This is a genomic window from Halomonas rhizosphaerae, from assembly GCF_030012485.1.
GTDB lineage: Bacteria > Pseudomonadota > Gammaproteobacteria > Pseudomonadales > Halomonadaceae > Halomonas > Halomonas rhizosphaerae.
The window spans coordinates 45,502-62,766 of sequence record NZ_JASCQQ010000039.1; the positions used below are offsets into that span (position 1 = coordinate 45,502).

Genomic DNA, 17,265 nt, shown 5'->3' on the forward strand with positions numbered 1-17,265 from the left:
GGGACCGAATATCAGAGATAGTTGAACAGCGACATGCCCTTCATGTCGGCGAAGGCCTTCTGAGAGGCCTGCAGACCCACCTGGCGCAGGCTGTAGTCGCCGATCGCCTCGGCGTAATCCAGGTCGACTAGGTCTGAGAGGGTCTGCTCATAGTTAAGCATGCGGTTGCCGCCCACGCTGTCGACCACGTCCAGTTCGTTGAGTCGAGCGCCGACAGAGGCACGCTTGGTCAACACGTTGTCGAGGCTATTGTCGAACTCGCGCATCACGGTATTCAGGGTATTGCGCAGGGCAGCCTTGTCGGAGTCGTTCTGTGCAGGATTTTCCAGCACCGCAAGTGCCTTCTCGAAACTTTCGAACAGGTTGATGTTCATCTTATCGGCGGGGGCAAACTCTATGATATCGCCGTTGGCCGCCTGCCCCTTAAGCTCCAGCCTCAGACCTCCTGCCTCGATAACACTCCCCTCAGCGGCATAGGATTTTCCAGTGGTTACCTCGGACCAACTCCCTTCACCACCCGATTCCAAGGTGTACTCAGTCTCGCTAGTAAAGGTGACCCGGAAAGAGTCCCCGTATTCATTATCCTCGTTGTCGATAACCTGAGGGCCGGAGAAGGTAACGCTACCGCTGTTGCCGGCATCCGCCTCGGCCACATAGCCAGCACCGCTGGGTACGCTGTTGAAAATGGACTCTCCATTCTCGTTGACCTTCATCAGCCGTGAGGCATCGATACGCTGTTCGCGTGTATTGCCATCACCGACATAATCGATAAAGGTCTCGTTGTTCTCGGTCTTACGGACGAAGGGCTCGGTGCTGTCCTGGTAACCTCCGAAGAGATGCCGGCCGTTGCCATCGGTGGCGTTGGCCTGGCCAATCACGGTCTCGTAGACACCCCGCAACTCACTGGCCACCGATTCTCGGTCGGCATCGCTGAGGGTATCGCTGGAGGCTTGCACCATCAGGGTCTTGGCACTGGTGATCGCATCGCTGATGCTGTTGAGCACGCTCTCGGTCTGCGCCAACGAGTTGCGCGCGCTGACCCGAGCATCAGCAAACTGCTGGGTCACTGCACGGGCCTGATCGACGCCCACCGCTCGCGAGGCGGCCTGGGGGTCGTCAGAGGGGTTAACCACTCGGCGGCCGCTGGCGATCTGCTGGCTAACCTTGAGAAAGTCGTTTTGCTGACGATTCATGGACGAGATACTCTGCTCGTACATGGTGACGCTGCTAACTCGCATCGTATACTCTCTCCGGATCAGTTACGCAGGCCGAGGATGGTGTCGAGGACGGTCGTGCCAGTGTCAATGACGCGGGCATTGGCCTGGTAGAACTGCTGGTAACGGATCAGGTTCGCCGCCTCCTCGTCCAGGTTGACGCCGGATTCCGACTGCTGAACCGCCTCCAGTTGCTTGGTCAAGCCTTGCTGGGCATCGAGGTTGGCCTGAACGATATTGGTGCGATTGCCCACATCGCCGACCATGGCGCCGTAGGCGCCGCTGAAAGAGGCGCTACCGCCCACCGTTAGCTTGTCCTGCTGGGCCTGCATGGCAAGGGAATTCTCGTTGTTACCGGTGCCGAAATCACCGCGGCTCAAGGTCAGGGTGGCTTCGCCGTCCACTGGAAGCTTATCCAAGGTGAAGCTGACCCCGTCAATCGTCAGGCGATCGCCTGCCTCAAGAGGATCACTACCTGCCTCTAGCTCTACGCCATCCCGAAATAGGCTAGTCACCGAATCATCATCAATGCTAAAGCTACCATCGGCCTGAACTGTAAGCTCATGATCTTGAGTAACAGCATTACCAAGTGCGTCATTCCCGGCAAGCAAGTTACCGACTTCGAGGTCTCCGCCATGCTCTACCAGAGAAGATGCGGCAAGCTTGTCGAGGTCGTCGATGGCGGTTTCCATTTTCGCGGCTGCGCGACGCACGGGTTGCACCTCGAAGCGATCCCCTACCCCTGCATTGCTGAGGTCATCGAATGCGAGGTTGATGCCACCGAAACTCAAGGTGTCGTTGTCGTTATCGAAGATGGCGTCCACGATCTTACCACTTCCCTTTCGAACCACTTCGAAGTCATTGGCACCAGCTGGATTATCACTGATTACCCGAATCTCATAGTCAGTGGCTCTTAGATCACCGGGCATGGCCTCATTGAAAGTGGCAGTAGCCGTGGCGCCAGGGTCGGTATTGCCGGCATGCGAATAGACCTGAGGCTCACCAATACGGAACAGCTCCCCGCCCTGCTCACCGTCGAGATCGGCTCCCAACGAATGCTGAGCATTGAGTCCGCTAGCAAGGGAAACGGCCAGCTGTCCGATCTGGTTCTGGGTCTTGTCCAGAGTCTCGCTGCGGAACTCCATCAGGCCACCCAGGGTACCGCCGGTCACGGTGTTCTCATCCAGCGCCACTAGGTCGTCGTTGGAGTCGCGGTAGCCAAGCACGGTGCGCTGAGGATCATTGGGAGAGCCCATCGCCTCCAGGCGATAGTGCTGGGTGCCGGCCACCAGCGGCTGGCCGTTGGGCAGACTAACGTTGTAGGTCTTGCCGTCTTGGATGTTGAGGCGCACGTCCATGCGCTCGCTGAGTTCATGGACCATCTGGTCTCGCTGGTTGAGCAAGCTGTTAGGTGCCTCGCCGCTGCGCGCTCGGGCCAAGGCGATCTCCCGGTTGATGCCGGCCAGCTGCTCGGTGGCGTTGTTGATCTGGGTGACCTCATCGGCGATCTGACCGTTGATGCCCTCTTGCATGTCCTGAAGATAGCCATCAAAGGAGCGAAACTGGGCGGTCAGGGTATCGGCGGCGCCCAGCACGCCCTGGCGGGCAGCGGGGTCGGAGGGCGCGCTGGCCAGGTCCTCCATGGCGGAGAAGAAGTTCTGCATTAGCGGCGCCAGTCCTGCCTCACGGTCAGCAAGCAGGCTGTCGATCTGCTCGACCTGCTGGTTGTACGCCTCCAGCGCGCTGGATTTGCTAGTAGCGGCATTGAGCTGTGAGGCCACGTACTGATTGAACTGGCGCTGTATGTCGTTGACGCGCACCCCGCCATCGGCACGATTTTCCCCGAGCTGGGTTACCTCTCGGTTGTAACCGGGCGTATAGACGTTGCTGATGTTATTGCTAGTGCTGTTGAGGGCGCTCTGGGCGGCATTCAGGCCGCTGAGCCCGGTAGAGAAGATACTCATAAGGCGTTTCCCTTGGCCATTACCCAGTTAATCGGCAGCACGACGAGAATCTTGAGGCCAGAATCAACGCAACGCGCCAAGGCCGATGGACCCTGCACTGGCCAGGTTCATTGATTGCTTGAGCGGACCCATGCTGTTCATGACCGCAATCAGCTTGTCGGCATAGGCCGGATCGGTGGCGTAGCCGCCCTGCTGCAGGGCACGCGCCGCCTCGACCGGGCTCTCGGCCGTGGTCACCGCCTGGTAGCGAGGATTGTTCCCGATCAGATTGGCATAGTCCGTAAAGGCCTCCTCGAAGGAGCCATAGACCCGGAAGTCGTCGCGGGTCTTGTGGCGCTGCCCGTCATAGACCTCGTGGGTCACGATCTCGGTGGTTTCCCCGCGCCAGTTGCTGCCGGCCTTGATGCCGAAGAGGTTATGGCTGTTGCCGCCGTCACGGGTGGATATCTCGTGACGACCCCAGCCGGTCTCGAGGGCCGCCTGGGCCAGGATCAGCTCGGCCGGCACCCCCGTGGCACGGCTGGCCGCCTGGGCGGGCGGCTCGAGGCGGTCGAGGAAGGTCCGCACGTGCGCCGGCATATCAGAGCGCTCGCGCATCGTCGAAGACGTGTTCTCGGCCCGCTGGGCGGTCGCGACAGAGGGCGCGTCAGAAGACACAGTGTCGCCTCTCGGGCGAACATCCAGCTCCGCCATGAATCCTCTGAGGTCGCTCCCAGCCCCATCCGACGGTGGCTCTGGCTCTGGGTCGCTCGGCATCTCGGGCTGGATGGCATCACGCAGCGGCTTCGGCGTACCACGCGGGATGCCGGCAATCAGATCGTTCTCAGCACGCGGTGCCGGCTGGCTGACCAGGCCACGGTTCTCGAGCTCCGCTACCAGCTTGTCGGCGAGGCCGATACCACGACTCGCCATGGTCTGGGACCACTGCTGGTCAAGCAGCGACTGGAAAAACTCGCTCTGCTTGTTATCGAGCAGCCCGGTTGAGGGCACCGCGTCGCGCATGCTCTTCACCATCATCTGCACGAAAAGCGCCTCGAACTGGCGCGCCGCCGCGTCGGCGCCGCTGGAGGGATCCTGACGCGCGCTATGCTTCAGCCGCTGCAGCCCCTGCAGCTCCAGCGCAAACTGTCCCTCCATGCCTTGACTGGTGTCCAGCGCCATATCAGATGATCTCCAGTTCTGCGCGCAGTGAGCCCGAGGCCTTCAGCGCCTCGAGGATCGACATCAGGTCGGCCGGAGTGGCCCCCAGCGTATTCAGCGCGTCCACCAGCTCGGTGAGGTCGGCGCCCTCCACCACCTTTAGGGTGCCGGGCTGCTGCTCGATACTCACTTCGGTGTCCTGAACCACCACGGTCTGCCCGCCGCCGAAGGGGTTGGGCTGGCTGACGCCGAAGTCGGTGTCGATGGTGATGGCGAGGTTACCGTGGGCCACGGCGGCCTGGCGCAGAGTGACGCGGCCGTTCATGGCGATGGCCCCGGTGCGCGAGTTGAGCACCACCCGCGCTGGTGCCTCGGTGGGGGTGACGTTGAGCTGCTCGACGCGCGCCATGAAGTTCACCCGCGCATTGGCATCCTGGGGGCCGTCCAGGGCGATCACCCGGCCGTTCTGGGCCGCGGCGACCGGCCGTCCGAACTCCTGATTGATAGCCGAGACGACCCGCTGAACTGTGCCGAAGTCGGCACGGTTGAGCTCCAGCTCCAGCAGCCCGCCACGGGCGCCAAGATCCAGCGGCACCTCCCGCTCGACCATGGCGCCGCCGGCGATGCGCCCGCCGGCCTGCTGGTTGATCTGCACGCTGCTGCCACCGCCCTGGGCGCTGGCACCGCTGACCAGCAGGTTGCCCTGGGCGATGGCGTAAGTGGCGCCGTCTGCCCCTTTCATCGGGGTCATCAGCAGGGTACCGCCGCGAAGGCTGCGCGCGTTGCCCACCGAGGAGACGTTTATGTCCAGGCGCTGGCCGGGGCGCGAAAACGGCGGCAAATCTGCCGTTACCATCACCGCCGCCACGTTGCGCAGCTGCATGTTGGTCCCTTCGGGCACCGACACACCCAGCTGATTGAGCATGTTGGTCAGGCTCTGCCCGGTGAACGGCGCCTGCGTAGTCTGGTCGCCGGTGTTGTCGAGGCCCACCACCAGGCCATAGCCGACCAGGGCGTTGTCGCGCACGCCGGCGAAGCGGGCCAGCTCTCGGATCTGCTCGGCCCGGGCCGGCACAGCAGCCAGTATCAGCACCAGGAAGACCACCAAGGTGATAAAAAGCCCGTTGAGGCGCGCTTGTAGGGAAGGCTTCACGATGAGCTCCTGCTAGAAAGGCGAGACATTGAGGAAGAATCGCTGCAGCCAGCCCATGTGCTGCGCTTCGCTGATGTAACCATCGCCCACATACTCAATGCGGGCATCAGCCACCTGCGTCGACATCACGGCGCCCTGGCCGGTGATGGTGCGAGGATCGACGACCCCCGAGAAACGGATGAACTCGGTGCCTTGGTTGATGGCGATCTGCTTCTCGCCTCGCACACGCAAGTAGCCGTTGTTGAGCACCTCCAGCACAGAGACGGTAATGGTGCCGGTAAAAGAGTTGTTGGCCTCTGAGCCGCCACCTCCGCTGAAGTCGCTATTGCCCTCGATGTCGAAGCCGTATTCGGCCAGGGTGTCCAGCGCATCGGGGAGCTCTCCCAGCTCGAGACTAGAGGAACCGTTGCGGTCGGCGTTTGACTGGCTGTTCTTGCTGGCACTGACCTCCTCATCCAGCACGATAGTCAGGATATCGCCGACCATGTTGGGGCGCCGGTCTTCGAACAGCGGGCGGTAGCCGCGCTCTGCCTGATAGATGGAGCCATTGGCCCGCGGCGTTTGCGGCTGCGGGATCTCGATACGCTCCTGCTCGCCGACCACCGAGGCGCGCGGAATCTGGGCGCAGCCTCCCATCAGCAGCATCAGCGCTGCCACCAGCAAAAGGCTCGGCGTACCCAAGCGCCCGGTCGTCATGCCCTGTCTCCTGCCATTGTCGATTACAGCTGACTCAGGCGCGCCAGCATCTCGTCGCTGGTCTGCACCGCCTTGCTGTTGATTTCGTAAGCGCGTTGGGTCTGGATCATGCTCACCATTTCCTCCACCACGTTGACGTTAGAGGTCTCGACGTAACCCTGAAACAGACGCCCTGCACCGTTCATGCCCGGCATGCTCTCGTTGCGCGGCCCGGAAGAGGCGGTCTCCATGTAGAGGTTGCCCCCGACGCTCTCGAGCCCGGTTGGGTTGACGAAGGTGGAGAGGGTGATCTGCCCGACCTCATTGGGCTGGCTGGTGCCCGGCTCAGTCACGCTCACCACCCCATCCTCACCGATGGAGATCGACAGGGCATTGTCGGGAATGATGATCGCCGGCTCCAGGGGATAGCCGTTGGCGGTCACCATCTGGCCATTCTCGTTGAGCTGGAAGCTGCCGTCCCGGGTGTAGGAGGTGCTGCCATCGGGCATCAGCACCTGGAAGAAGCCTTGGCCGTTGATGGCAAGGTCGCGAGAGTTCTCGGTGTTCTCCAGCCCTCCCTGGGTGTGCAGGCGCTCGGTAGCCACGGGCCGAACACCCGTACCCACCTGCATGCCGGAGGGCAGTCGATCTTGAATGTTGTTCTGGGCTCCCGGCTGACGCATGTTCTGGTAGAGCAGATCCTCGAACACTGCGCGCGAGCGCTTGAAGCCATTGGTGCTGACGTTCGCCAGGTTGTTGGAGATGACGTCCAGGTTGACCTGCTGCGATTCCAGGCCGGTCTTGGCCGTCCAAAGTGACTTGATCATGTCGGGTTCCTCGCGAATTAGCGTGTGACGCTGGCCTAGCCCTGTATCGACAGCAGGCTGTTGGCGCGCTGGGCGTTCTCGTCGGCGGTGCTGATGCCTTTCATCTGCATCTCGTAGCGGCGAGCCACGTCGATCATCGACACCATGGCCTCCACGGCGCTGACATTGCTGCCCTCCAGGGCGCCGCTGACCAGCGAGACCTCCTCATCCAGCGGCAATACCGCGAGGGGCTCGCCCTCGGGCCCGGCCCCCGGGCGGAACAGCCCATCGTCGCCCCGCAGCAGGCCCTGCTCCAGCGCCGACACCAGTTTGAGCCGATCCACTGGCACCAGGGCGTCGGGATCCTCGCCGGCCCCGATGGTGCTGATGGTGCCGTCCGCGCCGATGGAGACCTGAGCGCCCAGCGGAATCTGGATAGGACCGCCCTCCCCCATCACTGGACGGCCGTTCGCGGTCATCAGGAAGCCGTCACCGTCGACCTGAAGATCGCCTCGCCGTGTATAGGCCTCACCATCTGCAGCCTGAACGGTCAGCCAGCCATTACCCTCAACGGCGACGTCCAGTGCCCGACCGGTACGGCTGATGGACCCGCTGGAGAAGTCCGACCCCGGGGTCGAAGCCATCACCGAGACACGGGTGTCGAGGGGGCCATCACCCTGCACGGGCACCGCCCTCATCGCATGAAGCTGGGCGCGAAAGCCTGTGGTGCTGACGTTGGACAGGTTGTTGCTGACCACCGCCTGTTGCTCCATGCTCTGGCGCGCGCCGCTCATGGCAGTATAGAGAATGCGATCCATGGCTCAGTCTCCGCTCTTACCGCAGGTTGATGGCGGTCTGCAGGACCTCGTCCTGGGTCTTGATGGTCTGGGAGTTGGCCTGGTAAGCACGCTGGGTGACGATCATGTCCACCAGCTCTCGCGCCATATCTACGTTGGAGGCCTCGATAGCGCCGGACTCGATACTGCCCAACAAGCCGGTACCCGGCGCGCCGACTAGCTCCTGGCCGGAAGCCTGGGTCGCCGACCAGGCGTTATCGCCTTCCGGGCGCAGACCCTCGGGGTTACGGAAGTTGGCCATGGCGATCTGGCCCTCAGCCACCGACTGCTCGTTGGAGAAATTGCTCATGATCGTGCCATCGGCTTCGATGCTGATGCCCACGAAGGCGCCGGAGGTATAGCCGTCCTGCTGGAGATCAGTGGTACGAGATGTGTTGCCAAACTGGGTAAAATCAGAAACGTCGATTTCCATAGTTAAATCAGCAGCGCCATTATCTAATTCAACCTCCGTCAAACTGGCTAAAAACTGCGCCGGATTTGTACCGGTAAACTGGCCATTATTATCAAAGCTTAAATCGGCACCACCAGCGTTAATCTCTCCGACTGCAGTCGTAGCTTTCCATTCATTCGACCCAGTTTTCTCAAGGTACACGGTTGTGTTTTGAGGATTACCAAGCGAGTCGTAAGCTGTGAAGTTGCTGGAGAAGTGGTATGAAATCTCGCCAGTATCAAGCTCAACCGTATTTTCAGCACTGCCTGCAAGCTCACGAGAGTCTAGGTTTGCAACCAAGGAAACATTTTCCGTAGCTTTGGCTTCAAGCTCCTCGGTACCGATCTGCAAAACTTCAGGCTGACCGCCTGCTAAAACCAAACCATCATCATTGGCATCAAACCCCATGATCCTCGCGCCCTGGGCGTTCTGCAGATAACCATCCGCGGTCATGGAGAGCTGGCCGTTGCGGGAGTAGACCACCTGGTCGTTCTGCATGAAGCGGAAGAAGCCCTCGCCGCTGATGCCGAGGTCCAGTTCGCGGCCGGTGGATTCCAGGTTGCCCTCGCCAAAGTCCTGCAGCACAGTCGACATGCGCGTGCCCAGGCCTACCTTGGAGTTGGCGAAGACGTCAGCGAACTGGGCGCTGGAGCTCTTGAAGCCCACGGTCTGCGAGTTGGCGATGTTGTTGCCCTGGACGTCCAGGCTGGAGGCGGCGGCATTCAGGCCGCTGAGCGCTTGTGAAAAACCCATGGTGATGTTCCCTCTGCGTAAGCCGAAACCGGTGGTTGTTGGTTAGAGAATCTGCTTGATCTCGGACAGGCCGACCTGTCCCTGCACGGCGCCCAGGTCGAGGGCGAAGCCGCCTTCCTCATCGGTGGGTGTCACCGCATTGACCCGGCCATAGGTGAGCGGCTCGGCGCTCAGCTCCTTGTCTCCCTGGGTGGCCTCAAGGCTGATGCGATATGCGCCATCGGGGGCGAAGTTGCCCTGGTCGGTCTCGCCATCCCACTGGAAGGAGGAGACCCCGGCGTCGACCGCGCCGATGTCATAGCGCCGCAGCACCTGGCCGGCACCGTCAGTGATGGAGACCTTGACGTTCTCCGCGGGCTCCTCGAGCTCCATGCCGATCGGGGTGGAGTTCACGTTGCCCTCACCGTCACGGCCGACCAGCACGCGATCCCCCGGCACCAACACTCCCTGGCCGATCAGGCCGGAGGCCTCCAGGGCGCGACCGGCGTCGATCTGGCTGCCGATGCCCTGCAGGGTCTCGTTGAGATCCTCGACGCCGTTGAGCGTGTTGATCTGAGCCAGCTGCGAGACCATCTCGCTGTTATCCATCGGCTTCAGCGGATCCTGGTTCTTCAGCTGCGCGATCATCATGGTCATGAAGTTGTCGTTGAGTGCCTCGGAATCGTTACTCCTGGCACTGACACCTGCACCAACGCGTGCTCCGCTGACACCGTTGATGCCATTGAGCGCGCTGTTATCGATCGTGGCTGCCACGGTTTAACCCTCCCCAAGCGTCAGCGTCTTGAGCATCAGCTGCTTGTTGGTATTCATCACCTCGACGTTGGCCTGGTAGGAACGCGAGGCAGAGATCATGTTGACCATCTCGCCTACCGGATCGACGTTGGGCATGGTGACGTAGCCCTCCTCATCGGCCAGGGGGTGCTCGGGGCGATACTCCATCCGCATGGGAGAGGGGTCCTCCACCACCTCGCGCACACCGACACCGCCGATGCCTTCCCGTGACCGGGCGCGGGTCTCGAACATCACCTGGCGGGCACGGTATGCCTCGCCGTCGGGGCCGGCCACGCTGTCGGCGTTGGCCAGGTTGCTGGCGGTCACGTTCATGCGCTGCGACTGGGCGCTCATGGCCGAGCTGGAAATCTCGAAGATGGAGAACATCGACATGCGCTCGCTCCTGGTTATTCGGGCTGCATGGCCTTCTTGAGGCCCTGAATGCGGCTGTTGAGGATGGTAAGCGCGGACTGGTAGCGCACCGAGTTGTCGGCGAACTGGGCCCGCTCCACGTCCATGTCTACGGTATTGCCGTCGAGGCTCGGCTGCGCCGGGACGCGATAGAGCAGGTCCCGAGAACCGAGCGGAGCGCCGCTGCCCTCGAGGTGTCGCTCGGTGGTACGCGACAGCGACAAGCCATCCTGCCCGGTGCGGGAGACTGCTTGCTTGAGGTCACTGGCGAAATCCATGTCCCGCGCCTTGTAGCCGGGGGTATCGGCATTGGCGATATTGCTGGACAGCACCTTCTGGCGCTCCTGACGGAGCCCCAAGGCCTGCTGGTGGAAGTTCAATGAGGCTTCGAGCCGGTCGATCATCCCCGCACTCTCCGAAAAGGGGTTTTGTCGATGTTGAAGCCTAGTGCGGGAGACGGCATTACAAAGGCAGGAACAGCCGTCGCCGGCAGGCCTATTTCAAAGGATGCCCGACCCGGCTGCGCTCTAGAATCTATCAGAGTCCTTTAACCCCGCCCTGCAACCCTGGTGGTGACCCATGCCCGGCGCCCTCTGGCCACGCTTTCTTTGCCTGCTTCTGCTGCTGTTTTTCGCACTGCCCGGCGCCGCCGACGACCGTGCGATGCTGGAACGGGTGCAAGCGCTGCTCTACGAACGCGCCAGCGCGCTTGGCGACGAAGTGGTTATCGAGATCTCTCCGCCGAGCGCGCGCCTGGGCGAGTGCGAGAATCCAACTCCCTTCCTGCCTAACCCGGAGGCCGAGCTTCGCAGCCGCGTCTCCGTGGGCGTGCGCTGCGGCGAGGATGGCCGCCAGGTGCGCTACCTGCAGGCCAGCGTCGAGATGGTTGGCAGCTACGTGGAGATGGCCAGACGCGTGGAGCGGGGCCAGCCGCTCAGCGAGAAGGATCTGACGCTTGCACGCGGTAACTTAGCGCGGTTGCCGGGCGGCACCGTAATCGCGCTTGAGGACGCCATCGGCCAGCACGCCACGCGCCCCCTTGCCCCGGGCCAGACACTCCAGAAGCACCATGTGCAGTCGCCACGCCTGGTCTATCGAGGCGACAGCGTGCAGGTGGAGGCCTCCGGCACCGGTTTTCGCGTCCATCGCGAGGGCGAGGCCATCGACGAGGGCGGTATGGGCGACAGCGTTCGGGTACGGCTTCCTGACCGCCTCATCCTCGAGGGAAAGGTACTGGGCCCGGGCAGGGTTGCCGTGGACATTTAAGCTCACCGGCAGCAAACTCGCTGCTGAGGATCACAAAGGTTAAAGTTATCCAATCGACGGCCGATACCCTTCATCACCACATCGGTCACGAGGCCATCACCGTGAAAATCGACAACCACCACCCCCTGCCGCGTACTGGACAGGCGGAGCCGCGTGACGAAACCCGAAAAATTCAGGGATCTGACCGCGCCAACCAGCAAGATGCCGGTCCGTCTGCTACAACTCACCTTAGCCAGGCAGCCACGGATGCCAGTCAGGACATCGACACCGTGCGTGTTGAAGAACTTCGTGAAGCCATTCGCGAGGGCCGACTGGACATGCGGGCCGATCGCATTGCCGACGGTCTGATTGCTAGCGTCAAGGACCTGCTGGACAGCAAGGACGCCAAAGAATGAGCCTTCGCCGTTTGCTCGAGGAACAGCAGTCTCGGCTCGGCACACTGATCCAGCTGCTCGAAAATGAACAGGAGCAGCTACTCAGGGGCTCGATCGATGGTCCACAACTCGAGAATATTGCGCAGGAAAAGTCCCGCCTACTCGCCATCCTAGAGGAAACCGAGTCGACTCGTGCACGAATCCAGCTAAAGCTTGGCTATACCACTGGCGGAGAGGGTGCACGCCAGGCGGCTGAAGACGCGGGCTGCCTTTACCAGTGGCAAGCCACCCTCGAGATGACGGCTCACACCGCCCGCTTGAATGACCGCAACGGTCGCCTGGTAAGCCTGCGCATGACCCATAACCGGCAGATGCTCGACTACATTCACAGCATCGCCGATAAGTCCGTATATGCGCCAGACGGACGTACGACATCAGGCCAGAGACGACTTAGCACATCTGCCTGATCGCAATCTAGAAAATGCACGATCCTGCTCACGTTAATCCCAAGGGGAGCGCGCTACTCACGATTCAAAGCTTCGAGAGTACCTGGCTATCAGGATGATCTCCCAACCACGCTTCCAGTTCGCTGACCGCCATGGGCGCGCAAAGCAGATTCCCCTGTACCTGATCAACCCCCTTCTGCCGCGCCGCTGTCAGCTGTTCGGCGGTTTCCACTCCCACCATAACGCTTTCCAGTTGCAGTGCTTTCAGGCATTGCGACAGCGCGCTGAGCGCTTGGCGGGCAAACGGGCTGCTATCAGCCAGGCCATGTACCAGCTCACGGCCGATCTTCCCATGGGAGACTGGAAGCATCGCTAGACGAATCAGGTCCACGGGTGCACCGCCCAGGTTATCGACCACCAGACGAACCCCCATTCTGGAGAGGCGACGCAACAGCAGGCTATGGACTTCAGCCTGCCCGGAGAGCACCTTCCCATCGATCTCCAGGCTCAGCCAGTTCAGCTCATCACACGTCTGACGCAGAAAACGATCAAGTGAACGACCATCGAAGACCGTCTGCTCCAGAAGGCTTGCATCAAGATTGACCGATATCCTTAGGCCTGCCAAGGGCGCCCCTGCAGACTGCCAGCGCTGGTGTTGAGCAATGACCTGCTCGATGACCCAGCGGTCGAGCCTTACCATCTGCGCCATTTCAGCCACCATCGGCAGAAAAGCGTCAGGCTGCAAAACTCCCTGCTGCGGGTGCCTCCAGCGCACAAGGGCTTCGACGCCGACACAGCAGCCACTCACCAGATCAACTTGAGGCTGGTAGACCACATCGAAATGACGATCGGGACACAGCAGAGCCTCCTGCAAGCAGTGCCGAAGTGCCATGCGCTGCGATAGCATACGCTTGAGGCTTCGATCGAAGAACGTATGGCTTGCAGGACGAGCCTTGCCCAGTGCCTGACCGGCGTTACCCATCAGCTGCTCAGGGGAGGTGCCATCATCCGGATACATGGCGATGCCGATGGCCAGGGTAAGCAACAATGGCGGACGCCCCAACTTGAACGGCGCCTCCATGGCTTCAAGACAGCGAAGTGCCGCTGCTTGCAGATTCTCTGGGGACACAGGATGCTCGATCAGCACCCCCCAGCGATCGTCACCAAAATAAGCAATGCTATCCTCACTGCGCAGGGTGCTCGTCAGCCGCCGGCTGATCTGCGGCAACAATGTCTGCATCACCGACTCACCATAGACCTGCCGGATATCATCGGCACGATCCAGTCGAATCAATAGCATGGCCAAGCGCTGATCGTGCCGATCAGCTCGTTCAATTGCGTGACGCAACCGGTCCTCGAAAACCCATTGGCTAGCAAGGCCCGTATGGGGATCCGAGAACGGTGGGAATTCTCCAGCCTGACCTGCCCTGAGGTCCACGAACGCTAGTATCCTCGAGACTCCTGCTGGAGTTGACTCAGGGGTCATCTCAGACATCAATACCATCCTGGACGACTCGATCCCATCACTGGCCAGCCAGATACGCTGCCATTGCTGGGTAGCAAGCTCTGCATCAATTTCATGCGGAACCGGCAACCATGACACCATACGCATGATGTCGGTCAGCGGCTTGCCAACCAGCTCCTCCTCCCCTACCCCGGCCAATGCCAGAAAACTTGGGTTAGCCCAAAGCACCTTGTCTCGTACATCAAGTACCACCAAGGCCATCGGGGTATGTTCCAGAACGAGCCGAGACAGCAAGGCTGGGTGGTGCTTCAAGCTCGAGCCTCCCATGGCTGCATCACCGGAAGGCGGTTGTGGCGGTGATCCAGCACCATCATCGGACATGGAGAACTCCCAGGAAGGTCGCAGGCCTTAATACAGCTTAGATTATAGAAGATTCAGTCAACCTTCAGGGCTATCACAAACTAATACCGTATTTGCATCTTCAAGAACAGAGCCAGAAGTCACTATTGGCCTCAGCATCGCTGGCCCTGCGATCTCAACGCATGGCGAAAGCACACCACCCCCGACCCTGAATGAGAAGCAAGCTCATTCGCCAGGCACCTTTACGCCCAACGCCACTCCCAAGCCATCGACCGCCAGAACCCAGACTTGAGGAGCTAGGCGTACCACGCCTCAAGATAACCGAGGAACAGCCGATAGGACGTGTAGGAAAAGCCGGCGAGCAAGAGGGAAGGATGTCGCAGCAGCAGGATGGCTATACCCGTGTGGAGAGTCCCACCGAAATCGAGGCATTGCTTGAGGCATTGATCGAACCCGGTGGGGCATCGCTTCAGGTGAGCAGCCCAGGCAGCAAGCCACTTCCGGTGCTGGTCATGGAACAGCACCCTGGTGAAGCCTTGGTGCTAGACATCAGTGCCATTCGTGAGATTGCCAGTGAGCTCAAGCGCGGCCAGGAGTTTCGGCTCCTGGGCCAGGCCCAGGGCAAGATGCTGCGAACCCCCAACATGGCGATGAGCGAGTGCCATGAGGCAGATGGCCGCTTGGTGTGCACCTGCCAATTTCCTTACAGCCTTGAAGTGCTGCAGCGTCGCGAATCCTTTCGGGCCCGTCTCAGGCTTGGCATGGAAGTTGGTGCTATCCTGCGTGTCGCACAGGGCGGGTCTTCACAAGGAGACCTCAAGGATCTCTCACTGGAGGGCTGCCAGCTGGAGTTACCGCTTTCTGCGGGGGGTATGCTGGCAACCACCGACCTGCCTCTGGAAATCGAGCTATGCTTCCCTAACGACACCCGGTTTGTCGTGTGCGCATCGCCACGTCACCAGAAGGTGGATACCGAGCGCCAGGTCATCCTTGTCGGTTTTAGCTTCGACCACACAACGGGCGACCAAGAACGACAGCTATGGTTTTTCGTCCGCGAGATTGAACGCGAGTCGGCCCGCTACGCCGAAGGCAGCGAAGCGTCACGCCTACCATCACTGCTCTTCCAGACCCGGACAGCAACGCCGCCTGCGGTGGGGCGACGCAATACTCAAGAATACCCCACGCCCATGGCAAGACGGTTAGCTCGTATCGCTGGCTACCTGGATGCTCAACTCCTCGAGCTGCAGCAAGGTGGAGAGATAGACTCGGTACAGCTGTCACGTCACGCCGATCGCCTCTTGCTGCTCCAGGACGAGGACCGGGACGGGCTACTCTTCGCTACACGCTGCCTACAACACGAACCACGGTTGGTTCGCCATAGCCTCGCCGTGAGTGTTTTCCTGCTGGACCTAGCCGGCATGTCATCCATTCCTCGAAAACTGAGCAAGGCCATGGTGGCAAGCGCCATGGTGCATGACCTCGGAAAAGCCCTACTGCCGACCGAGCTTTGGCAGGTTGCCCATCCCGATGCGCGCCAGCATCAGCAGATGCAGAGTCATGTGGAAGAGTTGATGCGTCGAATGGGGCGCTGCCACTGGCTCTCTGCCAACATCCTCGACTCAGTGGCCCACAACATCAATGAACGCCTGGACGGTAGTGGCTATCCCCGGTGCCTGGCCGGTAATGAGCTGCACGAGCTGAGCCGAGCCGCAGCGGTGGTGGACGCTGTCGATGCCATGCGGCGAGACCGGCCGGACCGCGACGCCTGGGAGATCGAGGCCATCTATCGCCACCTGCTGAGCCATCCCGAACAATTCGACCAGCGCTGGGTTAAACGCTACATCAAGCAGTTCGGTCTCTATCCAATTGGCTCACTGGTCCGCTTCGATAGCGGTCAGCTGGCATGGATACAAGCCGTCGATGCACACGGAGGGATCGAGCAGGTCCAGCTTACCGATTCTCCCGAGCCTCCCGGAACGGCACTGGGCGAAAAACTTCGAGGAATGGCCATTCAAAGCCTCGGAAACGTTCAGCAAGAAGTCCCTGTATCCACCTAAAGTCAATGCCAAACTTGCCGATAACCGGAAATGACTCGTCTGGCAGGGGCTGTTCTTTGTTACGTCCCTCCCGATCCTTGTCAGACTACATGCAGTAACGGTCCCCCAGACACTGGCACCGGGTTGGTGCCGCACCAGACAGGAGTAAGACAGCCATGAGTGCCATGCGAGGAGCGGCCGCCTACGGCCGCGGAGCCAGCGCCTATGCCAAGGTCGGAGTCGAAAGCGGGGTGATGTCCGCAAGCCCGCACCAGTTGATCGTGATGCTGTTCGATGGTGCCCTGGCCGCCATTCGCACCGCCCGCATCCACCTGCAGGATGGCAACTCGCCGGAGAAGGGCAAGGCGATCTCCAAGGCACTGGATATTGTCAATAACGGCCTGTTAGCCGCCTTGGATGTGGAGCGTGGCGGCGAGATCGCCGAGCGACTCGCCTCGCTCTATGATTATGTGGCGCGTCTACTACTGTCGGCCAACCTGCATAACGATGTCGAAAGCCTTGACCAGGCAGAGGCACGACTGAACGACATCGCGTCGGCCTGGCGAGACATCGGCGACCAGGGAGCAAGGGGCTGATCATGGATCATGGCGGAGAGCCGAGCAGCCAGCAAGCACTGGTCGAGGAGTATGAGGCACTGCTGTCGCGCACGCGCCTCATGCTGGATTCGGCACGCGACGCCGATTGGCCAGCACTGGTCGATCAGGAAAGCACTTACATCATGCAGGTGAAGCAGGTGGCTAAGCTCGATGCCGAGCGCCACCTTGATGCCAATCAGCGGGCACGCAAAGCGGAGATACTGGAACAGATTCTGGAAAACGATCTCGAAATTCGCGAACGCTTGATCGAGCGTCGCGATGAGCTTGGCAAGCTGATCAGCGCGTCGCAGCGCCAACGGAATCTTCGGCACGCCTATGGTGTCGGAAAAGGAGGACCAACCCCGCCTACTGATCTGCACCACATCAAGGGAGCCCCGTGAGTGGCATAACCCCCCTGCTGGATACCCTGCTGCATCAGGTATTAGGCAAACGGGTCGATACCCCGCCAGCCCGCGATCTGAACCAGCCAGTCAAGCCCACCTCCCCTGCGGATGCTCCAAGAGCGCTGCACAGCGACTCACGGCTTG

Annotated in this window: 18 protein-coding genes; 6 read left to right on the plus strand and 12 right to left on the minus strand. The window is 61.0% G+C overall.

Annotation, left to right across the window (positions count from 1 at the left end; translation table 11 throughout):
- Positions 1 to 11: 11 nt before the first annotated feature.
- From flgL to flgB, 11 genes are all read right to left on the minus strand, one after another.
- Positions 12 to 1,238 carry a flagellar hook-associated protein FlgL gene (flgL, locus tag QLQ86_RS18755; RefSeq protein ID WP_282818006.1) on the minus strand — a complete coding sequence of 409 codons (1,227 nt, stop codon included), beginning with the start codon at positions 1,236 to 1,238 and terminating at the stop codon, positions 12 to 14.
- Positions 1,239 to 1,255: 17 nt separating this feature from the next.
- Positions 1,256 to 3,178: a flagellar hook-associated protein FlgK gene (flgK, locus tag QLQ86_RS18760; RefSeq protein WP_282818007.1), complete on the minus strand. Its 1,923-nt coding sequence runs from the start codon at positions 3,176 to 3,178 to the stop codon at positions 1,256 to 1,258.
- A gap of 63 nt (positions 3,179 to 3,241) precedes the next feature.
- Entirely contained in the window at positions 3,242 to 4,339 is a 1,098-nt protein-coding gene (gene flgJ / locus QLQ86_RS18765; protein WP_282818008.1) for a flagellar assembly peptidoglycan hydrolase FlgJ, read from the minus strand.
- A 1-nt stretch (position 4,340) separates the two neighbouring features.
- The gene (locus QLQ86_RS18770) at positions 4,341 to 5,432 is read right to left on the minus strand and encodes a flagellar basal body P-ring protein FlgI (protein ID WP_282818201.1); all 1,092 of its coding nucleotides are present in this window, start codon (positions 5,430 to 5,432) and stop codon (positions 4,341 to 4,343) included.
- Between the two features lie 51 nt (positions 5,433 to 5,483).
- Positions 5,484 to 6,167: a flagellar basal body L-ring protein FlgH gene (locus tag QLQ86_RS18775; RefSeq protein WP_282818009.1), complete on the minus strand. Its 684-nt coding sequence runs from the start codon at positions 6,165 to 6,167 to the stop codon at positions 5,484 to 5,486.
- Positions 6,168 to 6,190: 23 nt separating this feature from the next.
- Positions 6,191 to 6,973, minus strand: a complete 783-nt coding sequence (flgG, locus tag QLQ86_RS18780) for a flagellar basal-body rod protein FlgG (RefSeq protein WP_282818010.1) — start codon at positions 6,971 to 6,973, stop codon at positions 6,191 to 6,193.
- A gap of 35 nt (positions 6,974 to 7,008) precedes the next feature.
- Positions 7,009 to 7,770: a flagellar basal-body rod protein FlgF gene (gene flgF, locus QLQ86_RS18785; protein WP_282818011.1), complete on the minus strand. Its 762-nt coding sequence runs from the start codon at positions 7,768 to 7,770 to the stop codon at positions 7,009 to 7,011.
- Positions 7,771 to 7,786: 16 nt separating this feature from the next.
- On the minus strand, positions 7,787 to 8,992 hold the full coding sequence (gene flgE, locus QLQ86_RS18790; protein WP_282818012.1) for a flagellar hook protein FlgE: 1,206 nt from the start codon (positions 8,990 to 8,992) through the stop codon (positions 7,787 to 7,789).
- 42 nt (positions 8,993 to 9,034) lie between these two features.
- The gene (locus tag QLQ86_RS18795) at positions 9,035 to 9,745 is read right to left on the minus strand and encodes a flagellar hook assembly protein FlgD (RefSeq protein ID WP_282818013.1); all 711 of its coding nucleotides are present in this window, start codon (positions 9,743 to 9,745) and stop codon (positions 9,035 to 9,037) included.
- Positions 9,746 to 9,748: 3 nt separating this feature from the next.
- Positions 9,749 to 10,156, minus strand: a complete 408-nt coding sequence (flgC, locus tag QLQ86_RS18800) for a flagellar basal body rod protein FlgC (RefSeq protein WP_282818014.1) — start codon at positions 10,154 to 10,156, stop codon at positions 9,749 to 9,751.
- A gap of 14 nt (positions 10,157 to 10,170) precedes the next feature.
- Positions 10,171 to 10,578: a flagellar basal body rod protein FlgB gene (gene flgB / locus QLQ86_RS18805; RefSeq protein WP_282818015.1), complete on the minus strand. Its 408-nt coding sequence runs from the start codon at positions 10,576 to 10,578 to the stop codon at positions 10,171 to 10,173.
- 175 nt (positions 10,579 to 10,753) lie between these two features.
- On the opposite strand from flgB, the gene flgA reads away from it, so the two are divergent.
- The 3 genes from flgA to QLQ86_RS18820 all read left to right on the plus strand — a co-directional run bounded on the left by flgA (position 10,754) and on the right by QLQ86_RS18820 (position 12,281).
- A complete protein-coding gene (gene flgA / locus QLQ86_RS18810; RefSeq protein WP_282818016.1) occupies positions 10,754 to 11,440 on the plus strand; it encodes a flagellar basal body P-ring formation chaperone FlgA in 687 nt (228 codons plus the stop codon).
- 101 nt (positions 11,441 to 11,541) lie between these two features.
- Entirely contained in the window at positions 11,542 to 11,835 is a 294-nt protein-coding gene (gene flgM, locus QLQ86_RS18815; RefSeq protein WP_282818017.1) for a flagellar biosynthesis anti-sigma factor FlgM, read from the plus strand.
- Positions 11,832 to 12,281: a flagella synthesis protein FlgN gene (locus QLQ86_RS18820; protein WP_282818018.1), complete on the plus strand. Its 450-nt coding sequence runs from the start codon at positions 11,832 to 11,834 to the stop codon at positions 12,279 to 12,281. Before flgM ends, QLQ86_RS18820 begins: the two co-directional genes overlap by 4 nt.
- 64 nt (positions 12,282 to 12,345) lie before the next feature.
- Here QLQ86_RS18820 and QLQ86_RS18825 read toward each other — a convergent pair whose 3' ends face one another.
- Positions 12,346 to 14,106 (minus strand): EAL domain-containing protein, encoded by a 1,761-nt coding sequence (locus tag QLQ86_RS18825; RefSeq protein ID WP_282818019.1) that lies wholly within the window; start codon positions 14,104 to 14,106, stop codon positions 12,346 to 12,348.
- Between the two features lie 353 nt (positions 14,107 to 14,459).
- Between QLQ86_RS18825 and QLQ86_RS18830 the strand changes: the two genes are divergently transcribed.
- The 3 genes from QLQ86_RS18830 to QLQ86_RS18840 all read left to right on the plus strand — a co-directional run bounded on the left by QLQ86_RS18830 (position 14,460) and on the right by QLQ86_RS18840 (position 17,118).
- Positions 14,460 to 16,142: an HD domain-containing phosphohydrolase gene (locus tag QLQ86_RS18830; protein ID WP_282818020.1), complete on the plus strand. Its 1,683-nt coding sequence runs from the start codon at positions 14,460 to 14,462 to the stop codon at positions 16,140 to 16,142.
- A 155-nt stretch (positions 16,143 to 16,297) separates the two neighbouring features.
- Positions 16,298 to 16,717, plus strand: coding sequence for a flagellar export chaperone FliS (fliS, locus tag QLQ86_RS18835; RefSeq protein WP_282818021.1), 420 nt, complete (start codon positions 16,298 to 16,300; stop codon positions 16,715 to 16,717).
- Between the two features lie 2 nt (positions 16,718 to 16,719).
- A complete protein-coding gene (locus QLQ86_RS18840) occupies positions 16,720 to 17,118 on the plus strand; it encodes a flagellar protein FliT (protein WP_282818022.1) in 399 nt (132 codons plus the stop codon).
- Positions 17,119 to 17,265: the final 147 nt, after the last annotated feature.

Excerpts from the sequence above, each read along its gene's own strand:
- flgL (WP_282818006.1), bottom strand. The coding sequence starts at position 1,238 with ATGCGAGTTAGCAGCGTCACCATGTACGAGCAGAGTATCTCGTCCATG.
- flgK (WP_282818007.1), bottom strand. The coding sequence starts at position 3,178 with ATGAGTATCTTCTCTACCGGGCTCAGCGGCCTGAATGCCGCCCAGAGC.
- flgJ (WP_282818008.1), bottom strand. The coding sequence starts at position 4,339 with ATGGCGCTGGACACCAGTCAAGGCATGGAGGGACAGTTTGCGCTGGAG.
- QLQ86_RS18775 (WP_282818009.1), bottom strand. The coding sequence starts at position 6,167 with ATGACGACCGGGCGCTTGGGTACGCCGAGCCTTTTGCTGGTGGCAGCG.
- flgG (WP_282818010.1), bottom strand. The coding sequence starts at position 6,973 with ATGATCAAGTCACTTTGGACGGCCAAGACCGGCCTGGAATCGCAGCAG.
- flgF (WP_282818011.1), bottom strand. The coding sequence starts at position 7,770 with ATGGATCGCATTCTCTATACTGCCATGAGCGGCGCGCGCCAGAGCATG.
- flgE (WP_282818012.1), bottom strand. The coding sequence starts at position 8,992 with ATGGGTTTTTCACAAGCGCTCAGCGGCCTGAATGCCGCCGCCTCCAGC.
- flgC (WP_282818014.1), bottom strand. The coding sequence starts at position 10,156 with ATGTCGATGTTCTCCATCTTCGAGATTTCCAGCTCGGCCATGAGCGCC.
- flgB (WP_282818015.1), bottom strand. The coding sequence starts at position 10,578 with ATGATCGACCGGCTCGAAGCCTCATTGAACTTCCACCAGCAGGCCTTG.
- flgA (WP_282818016.1), top strand. The coding sequence starts at position 10,754 with ATGCCCGGCGCCCTCTGGCCACGCTTTCTTTGCCTGCTTCTGCTGCTG.
- QLQ86_RS18820 (WP_282818018.1), top strand. The coding sequence starts at position 11,832 with ATGAGCCTTCGCCGTTTGCTCGAGGAACAGCAGTCTCGGCTCGGCACA.
- QLQ86_RS18825 (WP_282818019.1), bottom strand. The coding sequence starts at position 14,106 with ATGTCCGATGATGGTGCTGGATCACCGCCACAACCGCCTTCCGGTGAT.
- QLQ86_RS18830 (WP_282818020.1), top strand. The coding sequence starts at position 14,460 with ATGTCGCAGCAGCAGGATGGCTATACCCGTGTGGAGAGTCCCACCGAA.
- fliS (WP_282818021.1), top strand. The coding sequence starts at position 16,298 with ATGAGTGCCATGCGAGGAGCGGCCGCCTACGGCCGCGGAGCCAGCGCC.
- QLQ86_RS18840 (WP_282818022.1), top strand. The coding sequence starts at position 16,720 with ATGGATCATGGCGGAGAGCCGAGCAGCCAGCAAGCACTGGTCGAGGAG.